Origin of the sequence: Janthinobacterium aestuarii (genome assembly GCF_046113285.1) — a bacterium.
Taxonomy (GTDB): domain Bacteria; phylum Pseudomonadota; class Gammaproteobacteria; order Burkholderiales; family Burkholderiaceae_D; genus Janthinobacterium.
This window is the reverse complement of the sequence record NZ_CP142524.1, coordinates 4,819,382-4,839,520: the sequence shown is the minus strand read 5'-3', so window position 1 is coordinate 4,839,520 and position 20,139 is coordinate 4,819,382. Positions and strand designations below refer to the sequence as shown.

Annotated in this window: 22 protein-coding genes; 17 read left to right on the top strand and 5 right to left on the bottom strand. The window is 64.2% G+C overall.

Annotated features, from left to right (window positions below; translation table 11 throughout):
• Positions 1–54: 54 nt before the first annotated feature.
• Both OX462_RS21790 and pncB read left to right on the top strand, forming a co-directional pair.
• Positions 55–918: a cysteine hydrolase family protein gene (locus tag OX462_RS21790; protein WP_070292110.1), complete on the top strand. Its 864-nt coding sequence runs from the start codon at positions 55–57 to the stop codon at positions 916–918.
• Positions 919–997: 79 nt separating this feature from the next.
• Positions 998–2,188 carry a nicotinate phosphoribosyltransferase gene (gene pncB, locus OX462_RS21785; RefSeq protein ID WP_070221805.1) on the top strand — a complete coding sequence of 397 codons (1,191 nt, stop codon included), beginning with the start codon at positions 998–1,000 and terminating at the stop codon, positions 2,186–2,188.
• A 193-nt stretch (positions 2,189–2,381) separates the two neighbouring features.
• On the opposite strand, the gene OX462_RS21780 is transcribed toward pncB, so the two are convergent.
• On the bottom strand, positions 2,382–2,681 hold the full coding sequence (locus OX462_RS21780; RefSeq protein ID WP_070221804.1) for an antibiotic biosynthesis monooxygenase family protein: 300 nt from the start codon (positions 2,679–2,681) through the stop codon (positions 2,382–2,384).
• A 66-nt stretch (positions 2,682–2,747) separates the two neighbouring features.
• On the bottom strand, positions 2,748–3,182 hold the full coding sequence (locus OX462_RS21775) for a hypothetical protein (RefSeq protein WP_070221803.1): 435 nt from the start codon (positions 3,180–3,182) through the stop codon (positions 2,748–2,750).
• Positions 3,183–3,353: 171 nt separating this feature from the next.
• Between OX462_RS21775 and OX462_RS21770 the strand changes: the two genes are divergently transcribed.
• The 4 genes from OX462_RS21770 to OX462_RS21755 all read left to right on the top strand — a co-directional run bounded on the left by OX462_RS21770 (position 3,354) and on the right by OX462_RS21755 (position 6,795).
• Entirely contained in the window at positions 3,354–3,935 is a 582-nt protein-coding gene (locus tag OX462_RS21770; RefSeq protein WP_070221802.1) for a DJ-1/PfpI family protein, read from the top strand.
• Between the two features lie 64 nt (positions 3,936–3,999).
• Positions 4,000–5,232, top strand: a complete 1,233-nt coding sequence (locus tag OX462_RS21765; RefSeq protein ID WP_070221801.1) for a GAF domain-containing sensor histidine kinase — start codon at positions 4,000–4,002, stop codon at positions 5,230–5,232.
• 53 nt (positions 5,233–5,285) lie between these two features.
• Positions 5,286–5,933, top strand: a complete 648-nt coding sequence (locus tag OX462_RS21760; protein ID WP_175445255.1) for a response regulator — start codon at positions 5,286–5,288, stop codon at positions 5,931–5,933.
• A gap of 166 nt (positions 5,934–6,099) precedes the next feature.
• A complete protein-coding gene (locus OX462_RS21755) occupies positions 6,100–6,795 on the top strand; it encodes a Crp/Fnr family transcriptional regulator (protein WP_070221800.1) in 696 nt (231 codons plus the stop codon).
• Here OX462_RS21755 and OX462_RS21750 read toward each other — a convergent pair.
• Entirely contained in the window at positions 6,792–7,982 is a 1,191-nt protein-coding gene (locus tag OX462_RS21750) for an MFS transporter (RefSeq protein ID WP_409027029.1), read from the bottom strand. The two genes, OX462_RS21755 and OX462_RS21750, sit on opposite strands and share 4 nt — an antisense overlap.
• 91 nt (positions 7,983–8,073) lie before the next feature.
• Here OX462_RS21750 and OX462_RS21745 point away from each other — a divergent pair, with 91 nt between their 5' ends.
• Together OX462_RS21745 and OX462_RS21740 are read left to right on the top strand one after the other, a co-directional pair.
• Entirely contained in the window at positions 8,074–8,526 is a 453-nt protein-coding gene (locus OX462_RS21745; protein ID WP_070221798.1) for a winged helix-turn-helix transcriptional regulator, read from the top strand.
• Positions 8,523–9,746 carry a D-amino acid dehydrogenase gene (locus OX462_RS21740; RefSeq protein ID WP_409027028.1) on the top strand — a complete coding sequence of 408 codons (1,224 nt, stop codon included), beginning with the start codon at positions 8,523–8,525 and terminating at the stop codon, positions 9,744–9,746. The genes OX462_RS21745 and OX462_RS21740 overlap by 4 nt, the downstream gene beginning before the upstream one ends.
• Here OX462_RS21740 and OX462_RS21735 read toward each other — a convergent pair.
• Both OX462_RS21735 and OX462_RS21730 read right to left on the bottom strand, forming a co-directional pair.
• Positions 9,721–10,800, bottom strand: coding sequence for a hypothetical protein (locus OX462_RS21735; RefSeq protein ID WP_409027027.1), 1,080 nt, complete (start codon positions 10,798–10,800; stop codon positions 9,721–9,723). The two genes, OX462_RS21740 and OX462_RS21735, sit on opposite strands and share 26 nt — an antisense overlap.
• Before the next feature lie 69 nt (positions 10,801–10,869).
• Entirely contained in the window at positions 10,870–11,901 is a 1,032-nt protein-coding gene (locus tag OX462_RS21730) for a MerR family transcriptional regulator (protein ID WP_409028773.1), read from the bottom strand.
• A 338-nt stretch (positions 11,902–12,239) separates the two neighbouring features.
• Between OX462_RS21730 and OX462_RS21725 the strand changes: the two genes are divergently transcribed.
• The 9 genes from OX462_RS21725 (at position 12,240) to OX462_RS21685 (ending at position 20,138) form a co-directional block, all read left to right on the top strand.
• Positions 12,240–13,250 (top strand): zinc-binding alcohol dehydrogenase family protein, encoded by a 1,011-nt coding sequence (locus OX462_RS21725; protein ID WP_409028772.1) that lies wholly within the window; start codon positions 12,240–12,242, stop codon positions 13,248–13,250.
• Between the two features lies 1 nt (position 13,251).
• Positions 13,252–14,388, top strand: coding sequence for a mannitol dehydrogenase family protein (locus OX462_RS21720; RefSeq protein WP_409027026.1), 1,137 nt, complete (start codon positions 13,252–13,254; stop codon positions 14,386–14,388).
• 114 nt (positions 14,389–14,502) lie between these two features.
• Positions 14,503–15,420, top strand: a complete 918-nt coding sequence (locus OX462_RS21715) for a GntR family transcriptional regulator (protein WP_409027025.1) — start codon at positions 14,503–14,505, stop codon at positions 15,418–15,420.
• A gap of 25 nt (positions 15,421–15,445) precedes the next feature.
• Positions 15,446–15,781 (top strand): UxaA family hydrolase, encoded by a 336-nt coding sequence (locus OX462_RS21710; RefSeq protein WP_070221792.1) that lies wholly within the window; start codon positions 15,446–15,448, stop codon positions 15,779–15,781.
• Positions 15,778–17,001 carry a UxaA family hydrolase gene (locus OX462_RS21705; protein WP_070292089.1) on the top strand — a complete coding sequence of 408 codons (1,224 nt, stop codon included), beginning with the start codon at positions 15,778–15,780 and terminating at the stop codon, positions 16,999–17,001. The genes OX462_RS21710 and OX462_RS21705 overlap by 4 nt, the downstream gene beginning before the upstream one ends.
• Positions 17,002–17,012: 11 nt before the next feature.
• Positions 17,013–18,029, top strand: coding sequence for an aldo/keto reductase (locus OX462_RS21700; protein ID WP_409027024.1), 1,017 nt, complete (start codon positions 17,013–17,015; stop codon positions 18,027–18,029).
• A complete protein-coding gene (locus OX462_RS21695) occupies positions 18,029–18,856 on the top strand; it encodes an amidohydrolase family protein (protein ID WP_409027023.1) in 828 nt (275 codons plus the stop codon). The genes OX462_RS21700 and OX462_RS21695 overlap by 1 nt, the downstream gene beginning before the upstream one ends.
• A 119-nt stretch (positions 18,857–18,975) precedes the next feature.
• A complete protein-coding gene (locus OX462_RS21690) occupies positions 18,976–19,305 on the top strand; it encodes an L-rhamnose mutarotase (RefSeq protein WP_409027022.1) in 330 nt (109 codons plus the stop codon).
• Positions 19,306–19,382: 77 nt separating this feature from the next.
• Positions 19,383–20,138 (top strand): SDR family oxidoreductase, encoded by a 756-nt coding sequence (locus OX462_RS21685; RefSeq protein ID WP_409027021.1) that lies wholly within the window; start codon positions 19,383–19,385, stop codon positions 20,136–20,138.
• Position 20,139 lies beyond the last annotated feature (1 nt).

Genomic DNA, 20,139 nt, shown 5'->3' with positions numbered 1-20,139 from the left:
GTGATGGCGATGTTGCCATTATCATGCAACTTCCTGCCACGCACGAGGACCGCCATGAAACGCCAGCTGCACTTGCTCGTCATCGACCCGCAAAACGATTTTTGCGACTTGCCCGCTACCTGGCTGCCGCCCGATGCGGCACCGGCCTTGGCCGTGCCCGGCGCCCACGCCGACATGCTGCGCGTAGCGCAGCTGATCCGCGAAGGGGGCGGCGGCTTGACGCAGATCAGCGTAACGCTTGACGCCCACCACCGCTACGACATCGCCCACCCCGCCTTCTGGCGCACGGGCGATGGCGGCGCCGTGCCGCCGTTTACGCAGATCAGCGCCCAGCAAGTGCGCGACCGCCTGTTCCTGCCCGCCGCCAGCGGCGCCTTGCCGCGCGCGCTGGCTTACCTCGATGCCTTGCAGCAGGCGGGACGCTACCAGCTGATGGTGTGGCCCGTGCACTGCGAGATCGGCAGCTGGGGCCAGAATATCCACGCGGCCGTGCGCGCCGCCTACAACGCCTGGGAAGTGGCCAACTTGCAAGTGGTGGCCAAGCTGAGCAAGGGTTCCAATCCGTGGACCGAGCATTACTCGGCCGTCATGGCGGAAGTGCCCGATGCGCAGGATGCAGCCACCCAGCTCAACCGTGCATTCCTCGACACCTTGCTGCCGGCGCAGCAACTCTACATCTGCGGCGAAGCGGGCAGCCATTGTGTCAAAGCCAGCACCGAGCACATCGCCGATTACCTGGAAGCGCAGCAAGGCAAGGGGGCCCTGTCGCGCCTGGTCTTGCTGACGGACTGCATGAGCCCCGTCACGGGCTTTGCCGCGCAGCAGCGCGACTTCCTTGCCGCCATGCATGAGCGCGGCGCGCGGCTGGCCACATCCACCGAGGTCGTGCCTGAATTGCTGGCCAACGCAGGCGATTGATGCTTTCCTGCAAGCGAACCCTGCTGAAATGCTTGCGGTGGCGTACTATTCTGGCTTCAGGAAGTTGGAGAAAACACACATGACCCCGATAGTGCGCAGTTTGCTGGAAACCGATCTGTATAAATTTACAATGTGGCAAGCCTTGCTGCACGGTCATCCGAATACCCATACCGAATACGAATTTGTCTGCCGCAACGCCACTGCCTTTCCCCTGGCCGAACTGAAGGGCGAGCTGGAAGAACAGCTCGACCACCTGTGTTCGATGTCGTTTGCCGACGACGAGCTGGCCTATTTGCGCACCTTGCGTTTCATGAAGAGCGATTTCGTCGATTTTTTGACGGTGTTCCGCTTCCAGAGAAAATTCATCGACGTCAGCACGGACGGCGACACCCTGATCGTGCATGCGGCCGGGCCGCAAGTGCACGTGATGGGTTTCGAGATTTTCGTGCTGTACATTATCAACGAACTGTATTTCCGCCGCTTCGACCTCGATGCGGCCATGCGCGAAGGGCGCCACCGCCTGGGCTTGAAAGTGGCGGCCGTCAAGGAATTCGGCAAGCTGCCGAGGCGCAAGCATCCGTTTGAATTTTCCGATTTCGGCGTGCGCCGGCGTTTTTCCGGTGCCTGGCATGACGAGGTGGTGCAACGGCTGGCGCGCGAAGTGCCCGAATACTTCAAGGGCACGTCGAATGTCTACCTGGCGAAAAAGCTCGGCATCGTGCCGATCGGCACCATGGCGCATGAATACATGCAGTCGTTCCAGTCCTTCGGCGTGCGCCTGCGCGACTTTCAAAAGGCGGCACTGGAAGACTGGGTGCAGGAATACCGCGGCGACCTGGGCATCGCCCTGACGGACGTGGTCGGCATGGATGCCTTTTTGGCCGACTTCGACCTGTATTTCGCCAAGCTGTTCGACGGCTTGCGCCACGATTCGGGCGACCCCGTCGAGTGGGGCGAGAAGGCGCTGGCCCACTATGCGGCCCTGCGCATCGACGCCAACACCAAGCGCCTCGTGTTTTCCGACGGCCTGGACCTGGACAAGGCGTTTGCCCTGTACCAGCACTTCGCCGACCGCATCATGACGGGCTTTGGCATCGGTACCAATCTCACCAACGACGTCGGTCTGACGCCGCTCAACATCGTCATGAAACTGGTGCGCTGCAATGGCCAGTCCGTGGCGAAATTGTCGGATTCCCCGGGCAAGACCCTGTGCAAGGATGAAACCTTCCTCGCGTATCTGCGGCAGGTGTTCCATCATCCTGCCGTCTAAGCTGCGCCCAGGCGCCTATGCGTGGCGTAGGTCGGATTAGCGGGGCCGCCGAGGCGCGGCAAAGCCGCGCGTAATCGAACAACTGCGCGGACAACTGCGCGGACAACTTCGCGGCCACGTCCGCCGATAAACTCGCCGACAAACTCGCCGACAAGCTGGGCGGGCAGACGGCGTGCCGTGTGCAACCCCCGGCTTAAAACCCCGTCACCACCGTGTTCATGTGCTCGACCTGGGGCGGGGCGGCAAAGAATTCGCCCACCAGGCCGCGCCAGGCCTGGAAGTCGTCGCTGCCGCGGAAATGCACGGTATGGTCTTCCAGGGTCGTCCAGCCGACCACCAGGCGGTAGGCGTCGCCGTTTTCGATCGAGCGCTCCAGGCGCATCGATTCGCAGCCGCGCGCGCGCTGGAACAGGGGGACGGCTTTCGCTACAGCCGCTTCGAAGGCTTCATGCGTGGCCGATTTGATCTGGATGTGGGCAATTTCAAAAATCATGGCAATTTCCGCTGTGGAATGAAGGAACGGTGATCTTGCCATAATTTCGCCGTGCAGGGGAGGGCGTCAGCCCGCCAGCGCCGGTGTGCCTGCATCGGCGCGCCGGCTGCCCGCGTGGCTGGCCGTGCGCTGTTCGATGTCGCAGCCATTGCATGCCTGCACGATGGCGTGCGCGCGTTCCTGCTCCTGCGGATCGCGGACGGCGACGATGAGGCGCACCATGCCGCGAAACGCCGTCTTGCCGTAGTTACGCCGGTACATATGGTTGTCGCCGCCGAACAGGGCGTTGATCGCGCGTTCCAGCCGGCTGGTCATGGTGTCGCGGTTGCCGACCGTAAAATTGCCCTGCACGGGGCCGGCCTCGTCGTCGCCCGCGTCCAGTTGCACGGCGTGAGGAGGAAAGCCTTCGGCCAGCAAGCGGATGCGGGCGCGCTCCGCATCGGGGAAATGGTCGAAGATACGTATCAGCGTGCTGCCGCCGCTGTTTGTGCTGCTGTCCATGGCCCGGCCTTTCAAGGAGGTGTACCTGATTTGACCGGCGAGCCTGTAAAAAATTCTGCCTCAGCCTGTAAAATCCTCGATCAAGGCGCAAAAGTTTGATAAATATCCAGTATGGCTACCAAGTCGCGCTAAGATACGTCTTGCGGAATCAATCTTTCATAGGAGAACTAAATGGCAGCGAAGAAAATTCTGTTTTTGACCGGCGATTTTGCAGAAGATTATGAAACGATGGTGCCGTTCCAGGCCCTGCTGATGCTCGGCCATGCCGTGCATGCCGTCTGTCCCGGCAAGAAGAGCGGCGAGACGATCAAGACGGCCATCCACGATTTCGAGGGCGACCAGACCTACACGGAAAAGCCGGGCCACCTGTTCACCTTGAACGCCAGCTTCGACGAGATCGACCCGGCCGACTATGACGCCGTGATGATCGCCGGCGGCCGCGCGCCCGAATACCTGCGCCTGAACGACAAAGTCATCGCCGCCGTGCGCCATTTCGCCGAGGCGGGCAAGCCCGTCGCCGCCGTCTGCCACGGCGCGCAATTGCTGGCCGCCGCCGACGTCATCCGCGGCAAGCGCATTTCCGCCTATCCCGCCTGCGCGCCGGAAGTGAAACTGGCGGGCGGCACATATGCCGACATCGCCGTCACGGACGCCGTCACCGATGGCCAGTTCGTCACCGCGCCCGCCTGGCCCGCCCATCCGGCCTGGCTGGCGCAGTTCGTCAAGCTGCTCGGTACCGAGATCCGTTTGTAACCTTTACCTGCCCGGCAGGCCGCAGCGTTCGCCGGGCGCACCACTTTTCAGATTCGAGTTCTTCATGCATGCGCCGCGCAGTCAACCTTCCCGCAAACAACTTCCAGCGTCGCGCTGGCGCCAGCGCCGCCTGGCGCAAGCCGCATCGGGCCTGAGCGCCGCGCAGGAGCGCCAGCTGGCCACCCTGCATGACATTTCCACCTTGCTGGCGGGACAGCACGCCATCGATGCGCTGTGCCGCGGCTTCCTGCGCCACGTGATGCAGTTCGCGCAAGCCGAAGGCGGTACCGTGCGCATCCTCGATCCGCAGCACGATACCGTGCATATCATCGTGCACGAAGGCATTTCCGACGCGATGGTGGAAGAGGAACATTGCATCCGCAACAACGATTGCCTGTGCGGCGCGGCCGTGGCGCAGGGCGTGATCCAGATCCGCGATTTCCGCCAGGTCGAAGCGCTGCAGCGCTACCGTTGCCAGGACGAAGGCTTTATCGCCATCGCCGTCTTTCCCATCCTCGCGCGCGACCAGGTGGTGGGCAGCTTTTCGCTGCACTTTGCGCAGCCGCAAGCCGTGCAGGCGCAGCAGCAGGGCTGGCTGGAGACGCTGGGCCAGAGCCTGGGCATCGCCATCGAGAACCAGCGCCTGATCGCGCGCGAAAAGGAATTTGCCGTGGCGCGCGAACGCAGCCTGCTGGCCGAGGGCTTGCACGACAGCATCGCGCAAAGCCTGAACTTCATCAGCCTGCAAGTGCAGATGCTCGACGATTCCGTGCGCCGGGGCCAGCTCGACGAGGCGGCCGAAGTGCTGCCGCTGATGCGCATGGGCGTCGAGCAGAGCTACCAGGACGTGCGCGAATTGCTCGTCAATTTCCGCACGCGCTGGCATGGCAGCGACCTCGAAAGCAAACTCAGCGAAGTACTGGCCAAGTTCGAGCTGCAGACGGGTGTCGCCGGCACCCTGGAGATGAGCGGCAATGGCGCGCCGCTGGCGCCAGAGCAGCAGTTGCAGATCCTGTTCATCGTGCAGGAAGCGCTGTCGAATATCCGCAAGCATGCGCAGGCGAGCAATGTGGCGCTGCGCGTGGAAAACGGGCGCGATTTTGCGCTGCAGGTGCGCGACGATGGCGAAGGCTTTGCCGCCAACCTGCGCGACAAGAAAACGGAATTGCAGATCGGCTTGCGTATCATGCAGGAGCGGGCCGAGCGGCTCGGTGCGCAATTTGCCATCGACAGCACGCCCGGCGGCGGCACGACGATCTCGCTGGCCTTGCCGGCGGCGCGGCGCCAGGCCGCGTAACAGATGATTCCGAATCTATTCCCGCTATTTATCAGGCTAAAGAAACAAACATAGTGAACGCACCAATCAAAATCCTGCTGGTCGACGACCACACCTTGCTGCGCAGCGGCGTCAAGCTGCTGCTGCAGCGCAATCCTCAATTCCAGGTGGTGGGCGAGGCATCGAACGGGCTCGACGGCGTGCGCCTGACGGCCGAACTGCAGCCCGACGTGGTGCTGATGGACTTGAACATGCCCGGCGTGACGGGCGTCGAGGCGCTGCAGCTGATCTTGCAGGACATGCCGCAGATGGTCGTGCTGATGCTGACCGTGTCGGAAAACGCGGCCGACCTGGGCGCGGCCCTGCGCGCGGGTGCACGTGGCTATTTGCTGAAAAATATAGAAGCCGAGCAGCTGGGGCAGGCCATCTGCCGCGCCGCCGCCGGCGAATCCGTGATTGCCGACGCCATGACGGCCAAGCTCGTGTCACAGTTCCGCGCGGGGCAGAACGCGCCCCAGGCCGACTACGACAAATTGACGCCGCGCGAACGCGAAGCCATGGCCTGCCTGGCACAAGGGCTGAGCAACAAGGAAATCGCGCGCCAGCTGGACGTGGCCGAAAGCACGGTGAAAATCCACGTGCAAAACATCCTCAAAAAGCTTAAGCTCAGCAGCCGCGTGCAGATCGCCGTGTATGCGGTCGAGCGCGAACTCGGTAAATAAAGATCAAGCAAAGCGCAAATACCGTGCCAAAAAGCCACAAGGAATGCGCGATTGTTTGATCTGCATGGCGTTCCGGCCTAGACAACCCTAGTTCCTTTGACGTATGGCCTTGACCGTGCCTGCGCATTACACTCTTAGTCATTCGCTAATCTAATAAGAGAGTGTCATGCATAAGGTCAACGTCGATGGCTTGCTGTCGAGCCAGGCTCTGTTCCGCCATATTTCCCCTTCGCAATTAGAGCAATTGCGCCAGGATGTCGTGCGTGTCGAAGTGGAAAAAGGCAAAGTGTTGTTCCGCAAGGGCGAAGTGGCGGAAGGCGCCTACGTGGTGGTCTTCGGCCTCGTCAAGCTCAGCGTGTTTTCCATGGAAGGGACGGACAAGGTCCTGGAATTGATCCGCCCGGGCCAGAGCTTCGGCGAAGCCATGATTTTCCTCGATGAACCATACCCGTTCTGCGCCGAAGCGCTCGAACATTGTTTGCTGCTGCGCATCCCGCCGCATGCGCTGCTGCGCCTGCTGGACCAGTCGCCCCGCATCGCGCGTCAGATGATGAACAGCCTGTCGCATCACCTGATGGGCTTCATTCGCAACGTGGAACGCTGCTCCGTGCAGAACGCCACCCAGCGCGTGGTCGAGTATCTGTTGCAGGCATCGGACCAGCAGCGTTCGAACGAAGTCAAGCTGGACCTGAAGAAAAGCTTATTGGCATCGTTTTTGAACCTGGCGCCCGCCACCCTGTCGCGCGTGCTGCACCAGCTGACGGACTTGCACCTGATTAAAGTCAGCGGTTCGCTGATCCAGATCCAGCCCGATGCACTGAAGACGTATCGCCACGGTTCCGCCGCGGCCATGCTGAACTAAGCTTTTTCAGCAGGCAAGGTCAGCCGCCAGAACAGCAGGGCGAGCAAGCTGACCGCCGCGCCCAGCGCGCATACCCCATGCCAGCCCGCCAGCGCATACACGCTGGTGGCGGCAATCGCACCGAGTCCGCTTCCCACCGCATAAAACAGCATGTAGCACGCCACCAGGCGGCTGTGCGCGTCGCTGTCCTGCTTGAAAATCAGGCTCTGGTTCGTCACGTGGATGGCCTGGCCCGCCAGGTCCAGCGCGATGATGCCGACGATCAAGGGCCACAGGGCCGCGCCGGCAAAACTGAGCGGCAGCCATGCGGCCAGCAGCAACAGCAGGGCCGCGCCCGTCGTCCACTGCGCGCGGCCATTGTCGGCCAGCGCCCCCGCACGCGCCGCGCCCAGCGCACCGATCACGCCCACTAACCCGAAGGCGCCGATGGCCGCATGGCCATAGCCTTGCGCCGTCAAGGGCAATACGAGCGCGCTCCAGAAGATATTGAAGACCGCAAACATCAGCAGGGCCAGCATGCCGCGCACGCGCAGCACCTTGTTGTGCAGCAGCATGTCTGCCATCGAGGTGAGCAGGGCGCCGTAGGCCAGCTTGTGATCGGATGGCTGCACCGGCGGCAGCTTGCGCCACAGCAGCATCAGCAGGGCGCAGGCGATGGCCGCCGACACAAAATACATGGCGCGCCAGTCTGCCAGGTCCGCCACCACGCCGGACAGGGTACGCGCCAGCAGCAAGCCGATCACCACGCCGCCCTGCGCCATGCCGACGACCTTGCCCCGCTCATGGCTGGCCGCCGCGCTGGCCGCATAGGCGATCAGGCCTTGCGTCATGGCCGTGCCCAGCAAGCCCACCAGCAGCATGCCGCCCAGCAAGGCTGCCGTGGAACGGGCGCAGCCCAGCGCCGCCAGCGAGACGGCAAGCAAGCCCAGCTGGAACAGGGTCAGTCGGCGCCGGTTCAGCATGTCGCCCAAGGGAACCAGCAGCAGCAGGGCCAGCGCGCAGCCGAGCTGCGTGGCCGTGATGACCATGCCGCTGGCGGCTTCCGTCATGCCGAACTCGTGCGCCAGGGTGGCGAGTAAAGGCTGGGCGTAATACACATTGGCCACGCTGAGGCCGGCCGCACAGGCAAACAGCCAGACGAGAGGGGAAGGAAGTGCTGCCGTGATGGGGGTGGTCGTGTCGCGCATGGGCTTGCCTATAAGTGGTTGCAAATTAAAACCAGTTGGAGTCTACGGTGATTAGTTTTAAAATGCAACCACTCAATCAAGGAGAGACTCCGTGGCCAAGCGCAAGAGCCTGAAAACTGACCCCTGTCCCGTGGCGCGCGCGCTCGACGCGATCGGCGAGCGCTGGTCGCTCTTGATCGTGCGCGACGCCTTCGACGGCATGCGCCGGTTCGGGGAGTTCCAGAAAAGCCTGGGCGTGGCAAAGAACATCCTGGCCGACCGCCTGCATACCCTGGTGGAAGAGGGCATCTTTACGGTCGCGCCCGCCTCGGACGGCACGGCCTACCAGGAATATGTGCTCACGCCCAAGGGCCTGGCCCTGTTTCCCGTCGTCGTCGGCTTGCGCCAGTGGAGCGAGGCGCAATTGTTTGAACCAGGCGAGGCCCATTCCACCCTGCTGCAGCGCGGTTCAGGCTTGCCAGTGCGCCGCATCGACGTGCTGGCCGAGGATGGCCGCGTGCTGCAGGCGGGCGATACCGTCGTGCAGAAGGTAGGGTCGCCATGAGCCGCACGGTGGCCGTCATCGGCGGCGGCATCACGGGCGTCACCACGGCGTACGCGCTGGCGAAACGGGGCGTCGCTGTCACCTTGATCGAGCGCCACCGCTATGCCGCCATGGAAACGTCGTATGCGAATGGGGGGCAATTGTCGGCCTCGCACGCGGAAGTGTGGAACCACAAGGCGACGATATGGAACGCGCTGAAATGGATGACGCGGCGCGATGCGCCGCTGCTGCTCAATCCGACTCCCGGCTGGCACAAGCTGAGCTGGTTTGCCGAGTTTCTCGCCGCCATGCCGGATTACGAGCGCAACACCATCGCCACGGCGCGCATGGCGATTGCCGCGCGCGCACATCTGTTTGCCTGGGCGGAAGAAGAGAAGATAGCGTTCGATCACCGCCGCGCCGGCATCCTGCACGTGTACCGCGACCGGCGCGGCTTCGAGCGGGCGGCCGGCGTGTCGCGCCTGCTGGCGCAAGGGGGCTTGCAGCGGCGCGCCGTGAGCTTGCTGGAAATGCGCGCCATCGAACCTGCCTTGCACGGTGACTTTTACGGCGGTTACTACACGGACAGCGATTCCACGGGCGACATCCACAAATTCACCAGCGGCCTGGCCGACGCCTGCGTGCGCCTGGGCGTGGCCTGCCGCTATGGTGCACAGGTCACCGCGCTGGCGCGCGAGCACGGCAAAGTGCGTGTCTCCATGGACGAAGACAGCGCCGTGTTCGACGCCGTCGTCATCTGCGCGGGCACGGCCAGCCGCGCCATGGCGGCCATGCTGGGCGACCATGTGAATGTGTATCCCGTGAAAGGCTATTCGATTACCGTGCAGCTCGATGACGGCGCCAGCCGCGCCGCGGCGCCGTGCGTCAGCCTGCTCGACGATGCGACCAAGTTGGTCAGCAGCCGCCTGGGCGAAGACCGGCTCAGAGTGGCGGGTACGGCGGAATTCAATGGCTTCAATGACGACATTCGCGCCGACCGCATCCGCCCGCTGCTGCAGTGGGTCGAGCAGTGTTTTCCTGGTGTGAATACCCGCAAGGTCGTGCCGTGGGCCGGTTTGCGCCCCATGCTGCCGGCCATGCTGCCGAAAGTGGGGCCAGGCAAGGCACCGGGCGTGTATTACAACACGGGCCACGGCCACCTGGGCTGGACCCTGGCGGCCGCGACGGCGGAGATGGTGGCAGAGGCGGTCGCGCCTAGTTCTTCGGCAGCAGATCGCTGAGCGCGGCGCGGCCCTTGACGGTGAGGAAGGGGCCGACCTTGCTGTAGGGCAGTAAAAAATCGTTTTCGCAGCCGCTGCCGTTCGAGTCTTCCCAGAACGATACGCCTTCCGGCTTCAAGGACAGGTGGAAGCGGCCGTGGCCGTCGTAATCCGTGCCCTTGCATTCGGCGTCGATTGTCACACCCTTGAACAGGGCCTGGCGCAATCGGTCCGGCAATTCGGCCTTGTCGTCGCCATCGCTGGCGCTGGCGCCAAACCAGTTCCACACGTCCGTTTCCTGGCCCGTCTTCACGTCCCAGGTGCGAAACTTGATGGAGATGCCATTGGCGCCATAGCCGGCCGCCCAGCGGTAGAATTTGATCGTCACCCAGCGCGGCGACCAGTAGGTGGGCTCCGCATACACTTCGTCCTCCGTCGTGAAACCGTTGCGGCCCAGGTATTCGCGGCGCGTGGCATAGAAATCGGCCAGGTCTTTCTTGTTCTTCGCCAGCACGGCGCGCAGCTGCGCATTGATTTTTGCGATGCCGTCGCCGGGCGCCATCAGTTCCACGGTGATGGTGTCGCCCACTTGCAGGTTGCGGTATTGCTTGCCTTCGAAGGCGATGGGTTTACTGACCTTGGTGTTGGGAAAGTCTTCCAGCGCCAGGTTGTAGGCGTCGCTGGCGCAGGACGGGTGTTCGCGGTCGCCCGCCGCTTCCAGCAGGGTCAAGGTCAAGGGCAGGGTCTTGCCGCTTTTCGGATCGGTCCAGGTGCCGGTGAGCTTGCCGCCTTGCGGCGCACCCAGGCGCCACGTGCCCGTCGTATCGCCCTTGGCGTCGGACTCGCTCCAGTCGCTCTTGCCGTTCGCCATGGACAGCATGATCGGTGTCTTGTAGCGCGTGTAGTAGTAATTGCCGCTGCGGTCAGATCCTTGCGTGGGACTGGGCTGGTTGAAGCAGGCGACGATACTGGCCTTGCCCAGAGTGCCCTGCCACACCCCTTGCACGGGCGGCTCGGCCGCCATGGCGAAATTCAGGGCGGGCAGGGTCAGACATATCAACAAAAAGCGGCGCATCGGATTTTCCTGTGATTGGCGATGGCCGATTCTACATGGCCACCGCCTGGAAATGCCGCACGCCAACTTTTACGCTTGTTTTTCCTGCGCCACCACGGCCATTGCCGCGCCCAGGTATTGCACCATGGCCCCGTCGACGAAGCTGCCTTCCATCAGACGCGGTTCCTGCTGGTGCGCCTGGCGGAATTTCAGCTGCGTGGCCGGGTCCGTGCCCGCATACGAACGGAACAGGTCCAGCCACTGCCGCGCCAGCTGCAGCACGGCCGGGTCGGTGGGCGGCGTGCGCGCATCGATGGCGGCGCGCACGGCGGCAATCAGGGCCGGCCACTCGCCCGAGCGCTTGCCGTAGTTGGCGAGTAAATACGCATATTCCTGCTCATCGAGGAAAGGCTTGTACAGCGCCATGCGCGAGGCGTTGAAGGCGGCGAGGATGAACTGCATCAGTTCCGCATCGATGCTGGTCGTGGCCTGCATTGATGGCTCCTGCGCATGCATGTCGTTCAGGCGCGCGAACAGGCCAGGGTGGGCGCCCGTGTCGCGCACCAGCTTGACCATCCATTCCGTGGCCAGCGCCTGCGCTGGCGCGTCGCCGGGGCCGGCGCCCGTCGCCTGCAGGGCGCGCACTCTGGCCACCAGCGCCTTCCATTCCTGTTCCACGGCCGTATCGGAGAGCAGCGGCAATTGCTGCAGTTCTTCTTGGGTAAAGTATTTGTCGTACATGGTCATCAACTCCATAGTGGTAAGCCACTCGGCCAGTTCCGGTGCCTGTCCCTGCGCCAGTTGTGCCTGCAGGGTGCGCAGGCGCTCGCGCAGGGTGGAAGCCTGCGCGATCTGGCGCTCCAGCATGGCGATTTGCCGCGCCACGATGGAATGCAAAGGCAGGTCCGGGCCGGCGAGGGCATTGGCGATATCGGCCAGCGACAGCCCGAACTTGCGCAGCGCCATGATCCGGTGCAGCCGGTCCATGTCGCTGTGCTGGTACAGGCGGTAGCCGGCTTGCGTGCGCGCCGAAGGCGAGAGCAGGCCGATGCTGTCGTAGTGGTGCAAGGTGCGGATGGTCAGGCCCGTTAGCCTGGCCAGTTCACCGATTTTCAGCAGCATCGTCTTCTCCTTGTCTTCAGTGCGTGCTACCACGATGGTGCCTGACGTTACGTCAGGGTCAAGCAGGAATGTAGCAGAGGGCCTGAAAAAATCGGAAAAAGAATCCGTTGACCTTCATTTTTTTGTACGGTATATTTATAAAACCGAATGACGGTAGCAGCAAAACAAACAGGTTCGGGCCAGGCGGCATAACGGCATGATCGTTGTGCGGAGCAGCAAGACGCACCACTGGCAGGGCTGGAAAGACAATCCGCGCAGACGGATTTTTTCACAGTTGGTTTGTACGTTAAATATAATATGCCGCCGGCAAGATCCGGACGGCGAGAGAGACGACCATGATGAAAAGCATCGTTTGCGATACGCCCGGCAGTTTGCGCATGGAGCAGCGCCCCGTGCCCGTGCCCGCCGAGGGCGAAGTGCTGCTGCGCATACGCCGCGTCGGCATCTGCGGCACCGACATGCACATCTTCCGCGGCACCCAGCCTTTCCTCAACTATCCGCGCGTGATGGGCCATGAATTGTCCGGCCATATCCACGGCGCGCCGGCCGGCTCGCGCCTGGCCGTGGGCGACCAGGTCTACGTGATGCCCTACCTGTCCTGCGGTACTTGCGTGGCCTGCCGCCAGGGCAAGACCAACTGCTGCACCCGCATCGAAGTGCTGGGCGTGCACCGCGACGGCGGCATGACCGAATACCTGGCGCTGCCCGAGCGCTTCGTCTTCAAGACGGAAGGCATCTCGCTCGATGACGCGGCCATGATCGAATTTCTCGCCATCGGCGCGCATGCCGTCAAGCGCGGCGCGGTCGATGCGGCCAAGCGCGTGCTGGTGGTGGGCGCCGGCCCGATCGGCATGGCCGTGATGCTGTTCGCATCGTTGAAGGGCGCCGACGTGACGGTGCTCGACGGCCGCGCCGACCGCCTGCGATTTTGCCGCGACGCGCTGGGCATCGCCCGCACGGTGCAGCTGGGCGACGGCGACAAGGAGCTGCTGTCGGACGCCACAGGCGGCGAATTCTTCGACGTGGTGTTTGACGCCACCGGCAATATCGCCGCCATGGAGCGGGGCCTCGATTTCGTCGCCCACGGCGGCTCCTATGTGCTGGTATCGATCGTGCGCGACCGCCTGTCCTTTTCCGACCCTGAATTCCACAAGCGCGAAACGACCTTGCTGGGCAGCCGCAATGCCACCGTCGACGATTTCGAGGACGTGGTGGCGGCCATGCAGGCGGGACTCGTGCCAACGGCACTGCTCAATACCCACCGCACCACGCTCGACGAATTTACGGGCGTGCTCGATCGCTGGATGCAGCCCGAGGCGGGCGTCATCAAGGCCATCGTCGAGGTCTGAGATGAGCGATCTCAACCCCATACTTCAATTTGGCACCAGCCGCTTCCTGCAGGCGCACGCCGACCTGTTCGTCAGCGAAGCGGCCAGCCTGGGCAAGGCGCTGGGCCATATCACCATCGTGCAAACGACCGGCAGCGCGCAGGGCGCGGCGCGGGTGGCGGCGTTTCGCCGGCCCGGCGGCTATCCCGTGCGCATCCGCGGATGGCAGGACGGCGTGCAGGTCGATGAAGAGCGCCGCGCCCACGCCGTCACGCAGGCGTGGCAAGCGGGCAGCGACTGGCGGCAGGTGCGCGATGCGGCCGTGGCCGCGCGCGTGATCTTGTCGAATACGGGCGACACGGGTTACCAGCTGGACGAATCCGACCACGCCGGCATGCTCGACGGCGCGGCCGTCCCCGCCAGCTTTCCCGCCAAGCTGCTGGTGCTGCTGCATGACCGCTTCCTGGCCGGCGCCGCGCCCCTCTCGATTTTTCCGTGCGAACTGGTGGCCGACAACGGTCATGTACTGCGCCAGGTGATCGTGACATTGGCGCGGCAGTGGCGCTGCGATGCCGCGTTCATCGTCTACCTGGAAACGGGCTGCCTGTGGATCAATTCCCTCGTCGACCGCATCGTTTCGGAACCGATCGAACCGATAGGCGCCGTGGCCGAGCCCTATGCGCTGTGGGCCATCGAGGCGCAGGAAGGCATGCTGCTGCCATGCCGCCACCGGCAGGTGGTAGTGACTAGCAGCCTGCGCGACTATGAACAGCGCAAGCTGTTCTTGCTGAACCTCGGTCACACCTATCTGGCGCAGCTGTGGATGGAGCGGGGCAGCCCGGCCGGCATGACGGTGCGCGAGGCGATGGACGATCGCGCCATGCGCGCCGCGCTGGAAGCCCTGTGGCAGGAGGAAGTGCTGCCCGTGTTTGGCGCCATGGGGGCGCGGCACGGCGACGCCGCGCTGGCCTACGTGGCGCAGGTCAGGGAACGCTTTTGCAATCCATTTCTTGCGCACCGCCTGGCCGACATCGCCCAGCACCACGCCGGCAAGATCGCGCGCCGCGTGGCGCCCGTGGCGGCGCTGGCGCGGCAGCTCTGTCCCGCGCTGGGGCAGCCGCGCCTGCGCGCCATGCTGGCGCCGGGAGCGCAGCCATGAACGCCGCCGTCACCGCAGTTGTTTCTTTTTCGGCATGCCGATCCAATCCGATATCGACTAAAATGGCCCACTCATCCACTTTCCCTTTCGCTGGCATAGCGCGTTCATTCATCCATGTCCAAACCCGCCACCGTCTTCAAGCGCAGTACCAATCTGCTGTTGCAATTTCTCGCCGAGAATGTCGCAGTGGGCGAGACGCTGCCGACGGAGCAGTTCCTGACCACCATCTGCCAGGGCAGCCGCACGGCGGTCCGCAGCGCGATCGCGTATCTGTCGACGCGGCGGCTGATCGCCAGCCCGGCGGACCGGCGCCTGCTGCGCAAACCCATACCGGGCGACTACTTCGATATCTCCGAATTGCAGTCGGGGGCCGAGCGCATCCAGCAAGTGCTGATGGAGCGCGTGTACCAGCGCGACATGCCGCCCGGCGCGGAATTCTCGGAAGCGGAACTGGCGCGCGAGGCGGGCGCCAGTACCGTCAGCGTGCGCGAATTTCTGATCGGCTTTTCGCGCTTCGGCCTGATCGAAAAGAAACCGCGCGGCGGCTGGCGCCTGTGCGCGTTCGACCGCTCGTTCGCCACCGAACTGGCGGACATGCGGCGCATGTTCGAGATGGCGGCCGTGGAGCAGTTTGCGCACCTGCCGCATGGCGACCCCGCGTATGTGGAACTGGCGCGGCTGATCAAACAGCACGAGAAGCTGGCGGCCAGGATAGACACGCGCCACAACGCCTTTCCGGCGCTGGACCGCGAGTTCCACACCTTTTTGATTGGCCTCTTGAACAACCGCTTCGCGCAGGGCTTCTACGATATCGTCTCGTTTGTCTTCCACTATCACTACCAGTGGGACAAGGGCGAGGAAAAGGGCCGCAACCAGTACGCGGTGCAGGAGCACCTGGCGATCCTGCATGCGCTGGCGGAGCACGACATACCGAAGGCGCTCGAGTGCATGCGTTCGCACCTCGATTCCTCGCGCCGCACCATGCTGTCCTCGATAGGCACGCGCGAAAAACTGAGCCAGCCAGGCGCCTAACCGTCTTTGCCGGGGAGGGTGCGCCATGAGCCTCGCTTCCCGGCCTGCCAGCCTGCTCCTGATGTCGCCCGAGGATAACTGCCTGATCGCGAGGACGGCATTGGCCAGCGGCGACGTCGTCGCCATCGACGGCCTGCCCGTCACCCTGGCGCAAGACATCCAGATCGGCCACAAGGTGGCGCGCCGCGCGCTGGCCGTGGGCGACAAGGTGCTGCGCTACGGCGCCCTGATCGGCAGCATCACGGCTCCCGTCGCCATCGGCGAGCATATTCACACGCACAACCTGGCAAGCGACTACATCCCCACGTTTACCCTGGGCCAGGACGGCCACCATTTCCTGCACAAGGACGACCAAGCATGAACGCTCCCGTAACGACACCCGCCCTGTCGGGCTACCTGCGCGCCGATGGCCGCAAGGGCATCCGCAATATCGTGGTGGTGGCCTATATGGTCGAATGCGCGCACCACGTGGCGCGCCTGATGGTCAACGCCTTTCCCGGCCAGCCCGTGCACCTGATCGGCTTTACGGGCTGCTTCCCCAACGAATACGCGGACCAGGTGATGCGCCGCCTGCTGACGCACCCGAACGTGGGCGCCGTGCTGCTGGTGTCTCTCGGCTGCGAAGGCTTCAACAAATATGGCCTCTCCAGCGCCGTGGCCGACAGCGACCGCCCCGTGCACACGATCACCATCCAGGAAAACAGCGGTACGCGCCCCAGCGTGAGCAGCGGCGTCGAATGGATAGGCTGGGCTCTCGATCACCTGGCGCGGCAGGAGCGCGTGCCGATGGGGATCGAGGAACTGGTCGTCGCCACCATCTGCGGCGGCTCCGACAGCACCAGCGGCATCAGTGCCAACCCGGCCGTCGGTGTCGCCTTCGACACGCTGATCGCGGCCGGCAGTCCCTGCATCTTCGAGGAGACGGGCGAACTGGTGGGCTGCGAATACCACATGCAGCGGCGCGCCGTCAGCCCGGACCTGGGCAACGCCATCGTCGACACCGTGGCCAAGGCCGCGCGCTACTACACTATCATGGGCCATGGCAGCTTCTCGCCGGGGAACGCCGATGGCGGCCTGACCACGCAGGAAGAAAAGTCGCTTGGCGCCTACGCCAAGAGCGGTTCCTCGCCCATCGTCGGCATTCTGAAGCCGGGCGACCAGCCGGCCGGCGGCGGCCTGTACCTGCTCGACGTGGTACCGGACGGCGAGCCGCGCTTCGGTTTCCCGAACGTGTCGGACAACGCGGAAATCGTCGAGCTCATTTCCTGCGGCGCCCACATCACCTTGTTCACGACCGGACGCGGCTCCGTGGTGGGCTCGGCGATTTCGCCCGTCATCAAGGTGTGCGCCAATCCGCAAACCTTCGAGCGCCTGGCCGACGACATGGATATCAACGCCGGCAAGATCCTCACGGGCGCAGCCACCTTGGAAGAAGTGGGCGCCGAGATCGTCGCCGCCGTGCTGAACGTGGCCAACGGAGAACTGAGCCGCTCGGAAGACCTGGGCCACCAGGAGTTCGTGCTGACCTATAAACAATTCGACGCGGTGGGGCCAGGCTGCTTCCCCTTGCGCGCTGCTTGAGGACCGGGTTCATGGATGTCACACAATTGCGCAGCTTGCCGCGTGGCGGCCTCTCGCTGCCCTGCATCGGCATGGGCTGCGCGCCGCTCGGCGGTTTGTACCAGCCGGTCAGCGACGCGCAGGCGCGCGCCACCCTCGATGGCGCCTGGGACGCGGGCGTGCGCTTCTTCGACACGGCGCCGTTCTATGGTTATACCCAGTCAGAACACCGTCTCGGCGCGGCGCTGCGCGAGCGGCCCCGCAACGAGTTCGTGATCAGCACCAAGGTGGGACGGCTGATGCGGCCCGACCCCTGCGTGCGTCCCGGCGACGACGGCTTTGCCGCGCCGCTGCCGTTCCGCCCCCATTACGACTACACGTATGACGGCGTGCTGCGTTCGCACGACGACAGCCTGCAGCGATTGGGGCTCGAGCGCATCGATATCCTGTTCGTGCACGATATCGGCACGGCCACGCATGGCGAACGCGAGCAGCAATACTGGCGCCAGCTGACTGACGGCGGCGGCTTTCGCGCGCTGGACCAGCTGCGCGCCGGCGGCCAGGTGAAGGCCGTGGGCCTCGGCGTCAACGAATGCGAGATCGTGCTGCGGGCGATGGCGGAATTCGACCTCGACTGCACCCTGTTGGCCGGCCGCTACACCTTGCTGGAACAGGCTTCACTGTCGCCATTGCTGGACCTGTGCGTGGAACGCGGCAACGCCATCGTGATCGGCGGCCCGTTCAACTCGGGCGTGCTGGCCGGGAACGGCAAATTCAATTATGCCGATGCGCCGGCCGCGATACTCCAGCGCGTGGCGCAGCTCGACGCCATCTGCCGCGCATTCAACGTGCCGCTGCAGGCTGCCGCTCTGCAGTTTCCGCTCGCGCATCCGGCCGTCGCATCCTGCATCCCGGGCGGCCAGGACCTGGCGCAGTTGCGGCAAAACCTCGACTGGTTCGCCACGCCCTTGCCGGACGCCTTGTGGACGGCCTTGCAGGAAGCTGGCCTGATCGATGCGCGCGCACCGGTGCCCAAGGGAGCCGCTTGATGCGCATCGACGCCCACCAGCACTTCTGGCAACTGGCCGCGCGCGCCGGCAGCTGGCCGCCGCCATCCTTGGCCGCCATCCACCGCGATTTCGCGCCCGCCGACCTGGCGCCGCTGCTGGCCGAACATGGCATCGCTGGAACGGTGCTGGTGCAGTCGCTGCCGTCGTCCGCCGATACCGATTACCTGCTGGCGCTGGCGGAAAAGACCAGCTTTATCCGTGCCGTCGTGGGCTGGACCGATTTGTTGGCCAAAGACGCACCGGCGGCGATTGTCCGCCTGGCGTCGCACGGCAAGCTCAAAGGCCTGCGCCCGATGCTGCAGGACCTCGACGACGATCAGTGGATCGCCAACCCGGCGCTGAGACCAGCGTTGACGGCCATGGCGGCACACGGCTTGCGCTTTGACGCGCTGGTGCTGCCGCGCCACTTGCCCGCGCTGCTGCAATGCGCGCGCGATTTTCCAGCGCTTCCGATCGTGATCGACCATGCGGCCAAGCCGCCGATCGCCGAAGCTGAATTTGGCCACTGGCGCGAACACATGGCGCAGCTGGCCGCGCTGCCGAACGTGCACTGCAAGCTGTCCGGGCTGGTGACGGAAGCGCGGCCCGGCTGGAACGTGGACGAGCTGCGCCCCTATGCCGCACATGTGCTGGACGTGTTCGGCACCCGGCGCGTGATCTGGGGCAGCGACTGGCCGGTAGTCGACCTGGCGGGCGGCTATGCGGCCTGGCTGCTGGCGAGCGAAGCGCTGCTGTCGCACTTGGGGCAGCAGGACAGGGACGATATTTTCGGCCTCAATGCATGCCGCTTTTATGGGCTTAAATGAGGTGGCTGGCTTGTCGGTTTACGCCGTTCCGGCTAAGCCGACCTACGAAACACCTCGATGCCAACTGTAGGTTGGCTTAGCCGGCCCTGGCCGGCGTAAGCCAACAAAGAGGAGCTGAAATGCAAAGAATGGGCATGGTCATCGGCATCGCGCCGGACCGGATCGCTGAATACAAGACCCTGCACGCCGCCGTCTGGCCGCAGGTGCTGGCCAAGCTGACGGCGGCGCATGTCGGCAATTATTCGATCTTTTTGCGCGAACCGGAAAACCTCTTGTTCGGTTACTGGGAATACCACGGCGAGGATTTTGAATCCGACATGGCGGCCATCGCCTCCGACCCGGAAACGCAGCGCTGGTGGACCTTTTGCGCCCCCTGCCAGCTGCCGCTGGCTTCGCGCGCCGAGGGCGAGCACTGGGCGATGATGGAGCAGGTTTTCTACTTTGCTTAGCAAGAATCCGGGGTCAGACCCGCCGGGTCTGACCCCAGCACTTAAGGTGTCGGGTTAAAAAAATAAAAGGAGACAATATGACCGCCAGACTACAAGGAAAAATCGCCCTGCTCACCGCCGCCGGCCAGGGCATCGGCCGGGCCACGGCCGAAGCGTTCGTGCGCGAAGGCGCGACCGTGATCGCCACCGATATCAACCAGGCCCAGCTCGACGCGCTGAAGGAAGCGACGGGCTGCGCCATCCGCCTGCTCGACGTGACCGATGGCGCGGCGATCACCGCGCTGGCCGGCGAGATCGGCCCCGTCGATATCCTCTTCAACTGCGCCGGCTTCGTCGATGGCGGCACCATCCTCGATTGCGACGATGCTGCCTGGGACCGTTCCTTCGACATCAACGCCCGTTCCATGTACCGGCTGATGCGCGCCGTGCTGCCCGGGATGCTGGCCAGGGGCGCCGGCTCCATCGTCAATATGTCGTCGGTGGCGTCGAGCGTGAAGGGCGCGCCGAACCGTTTTATCTACGGCACTTCGAAGGCGGCCGTGGTGGGCATGACCAAGGCGGTGGCCGCCGATTTCGTCACGCGCGGCATCCGCTGCAATGCGATCTGCCCCGGCACCATCGAATCGCCCTCGCTGAAGGAACGCATTGCCGCCCAGGCGGCAGCGACGGGCGTGAGTATCGATGAAGTGCAAGCCGCTTTCGTGGCGCGCCAGCCGATGGGACGAGTGGGCCGGGCAGAGGAAATCGCCGCCCTGGCCGTGTATCTGGCTTCCGACGAATCCGCCTTTACCACCGGCATGACTCACGTCATTGATGGCGGCTGGTCCAACTGAT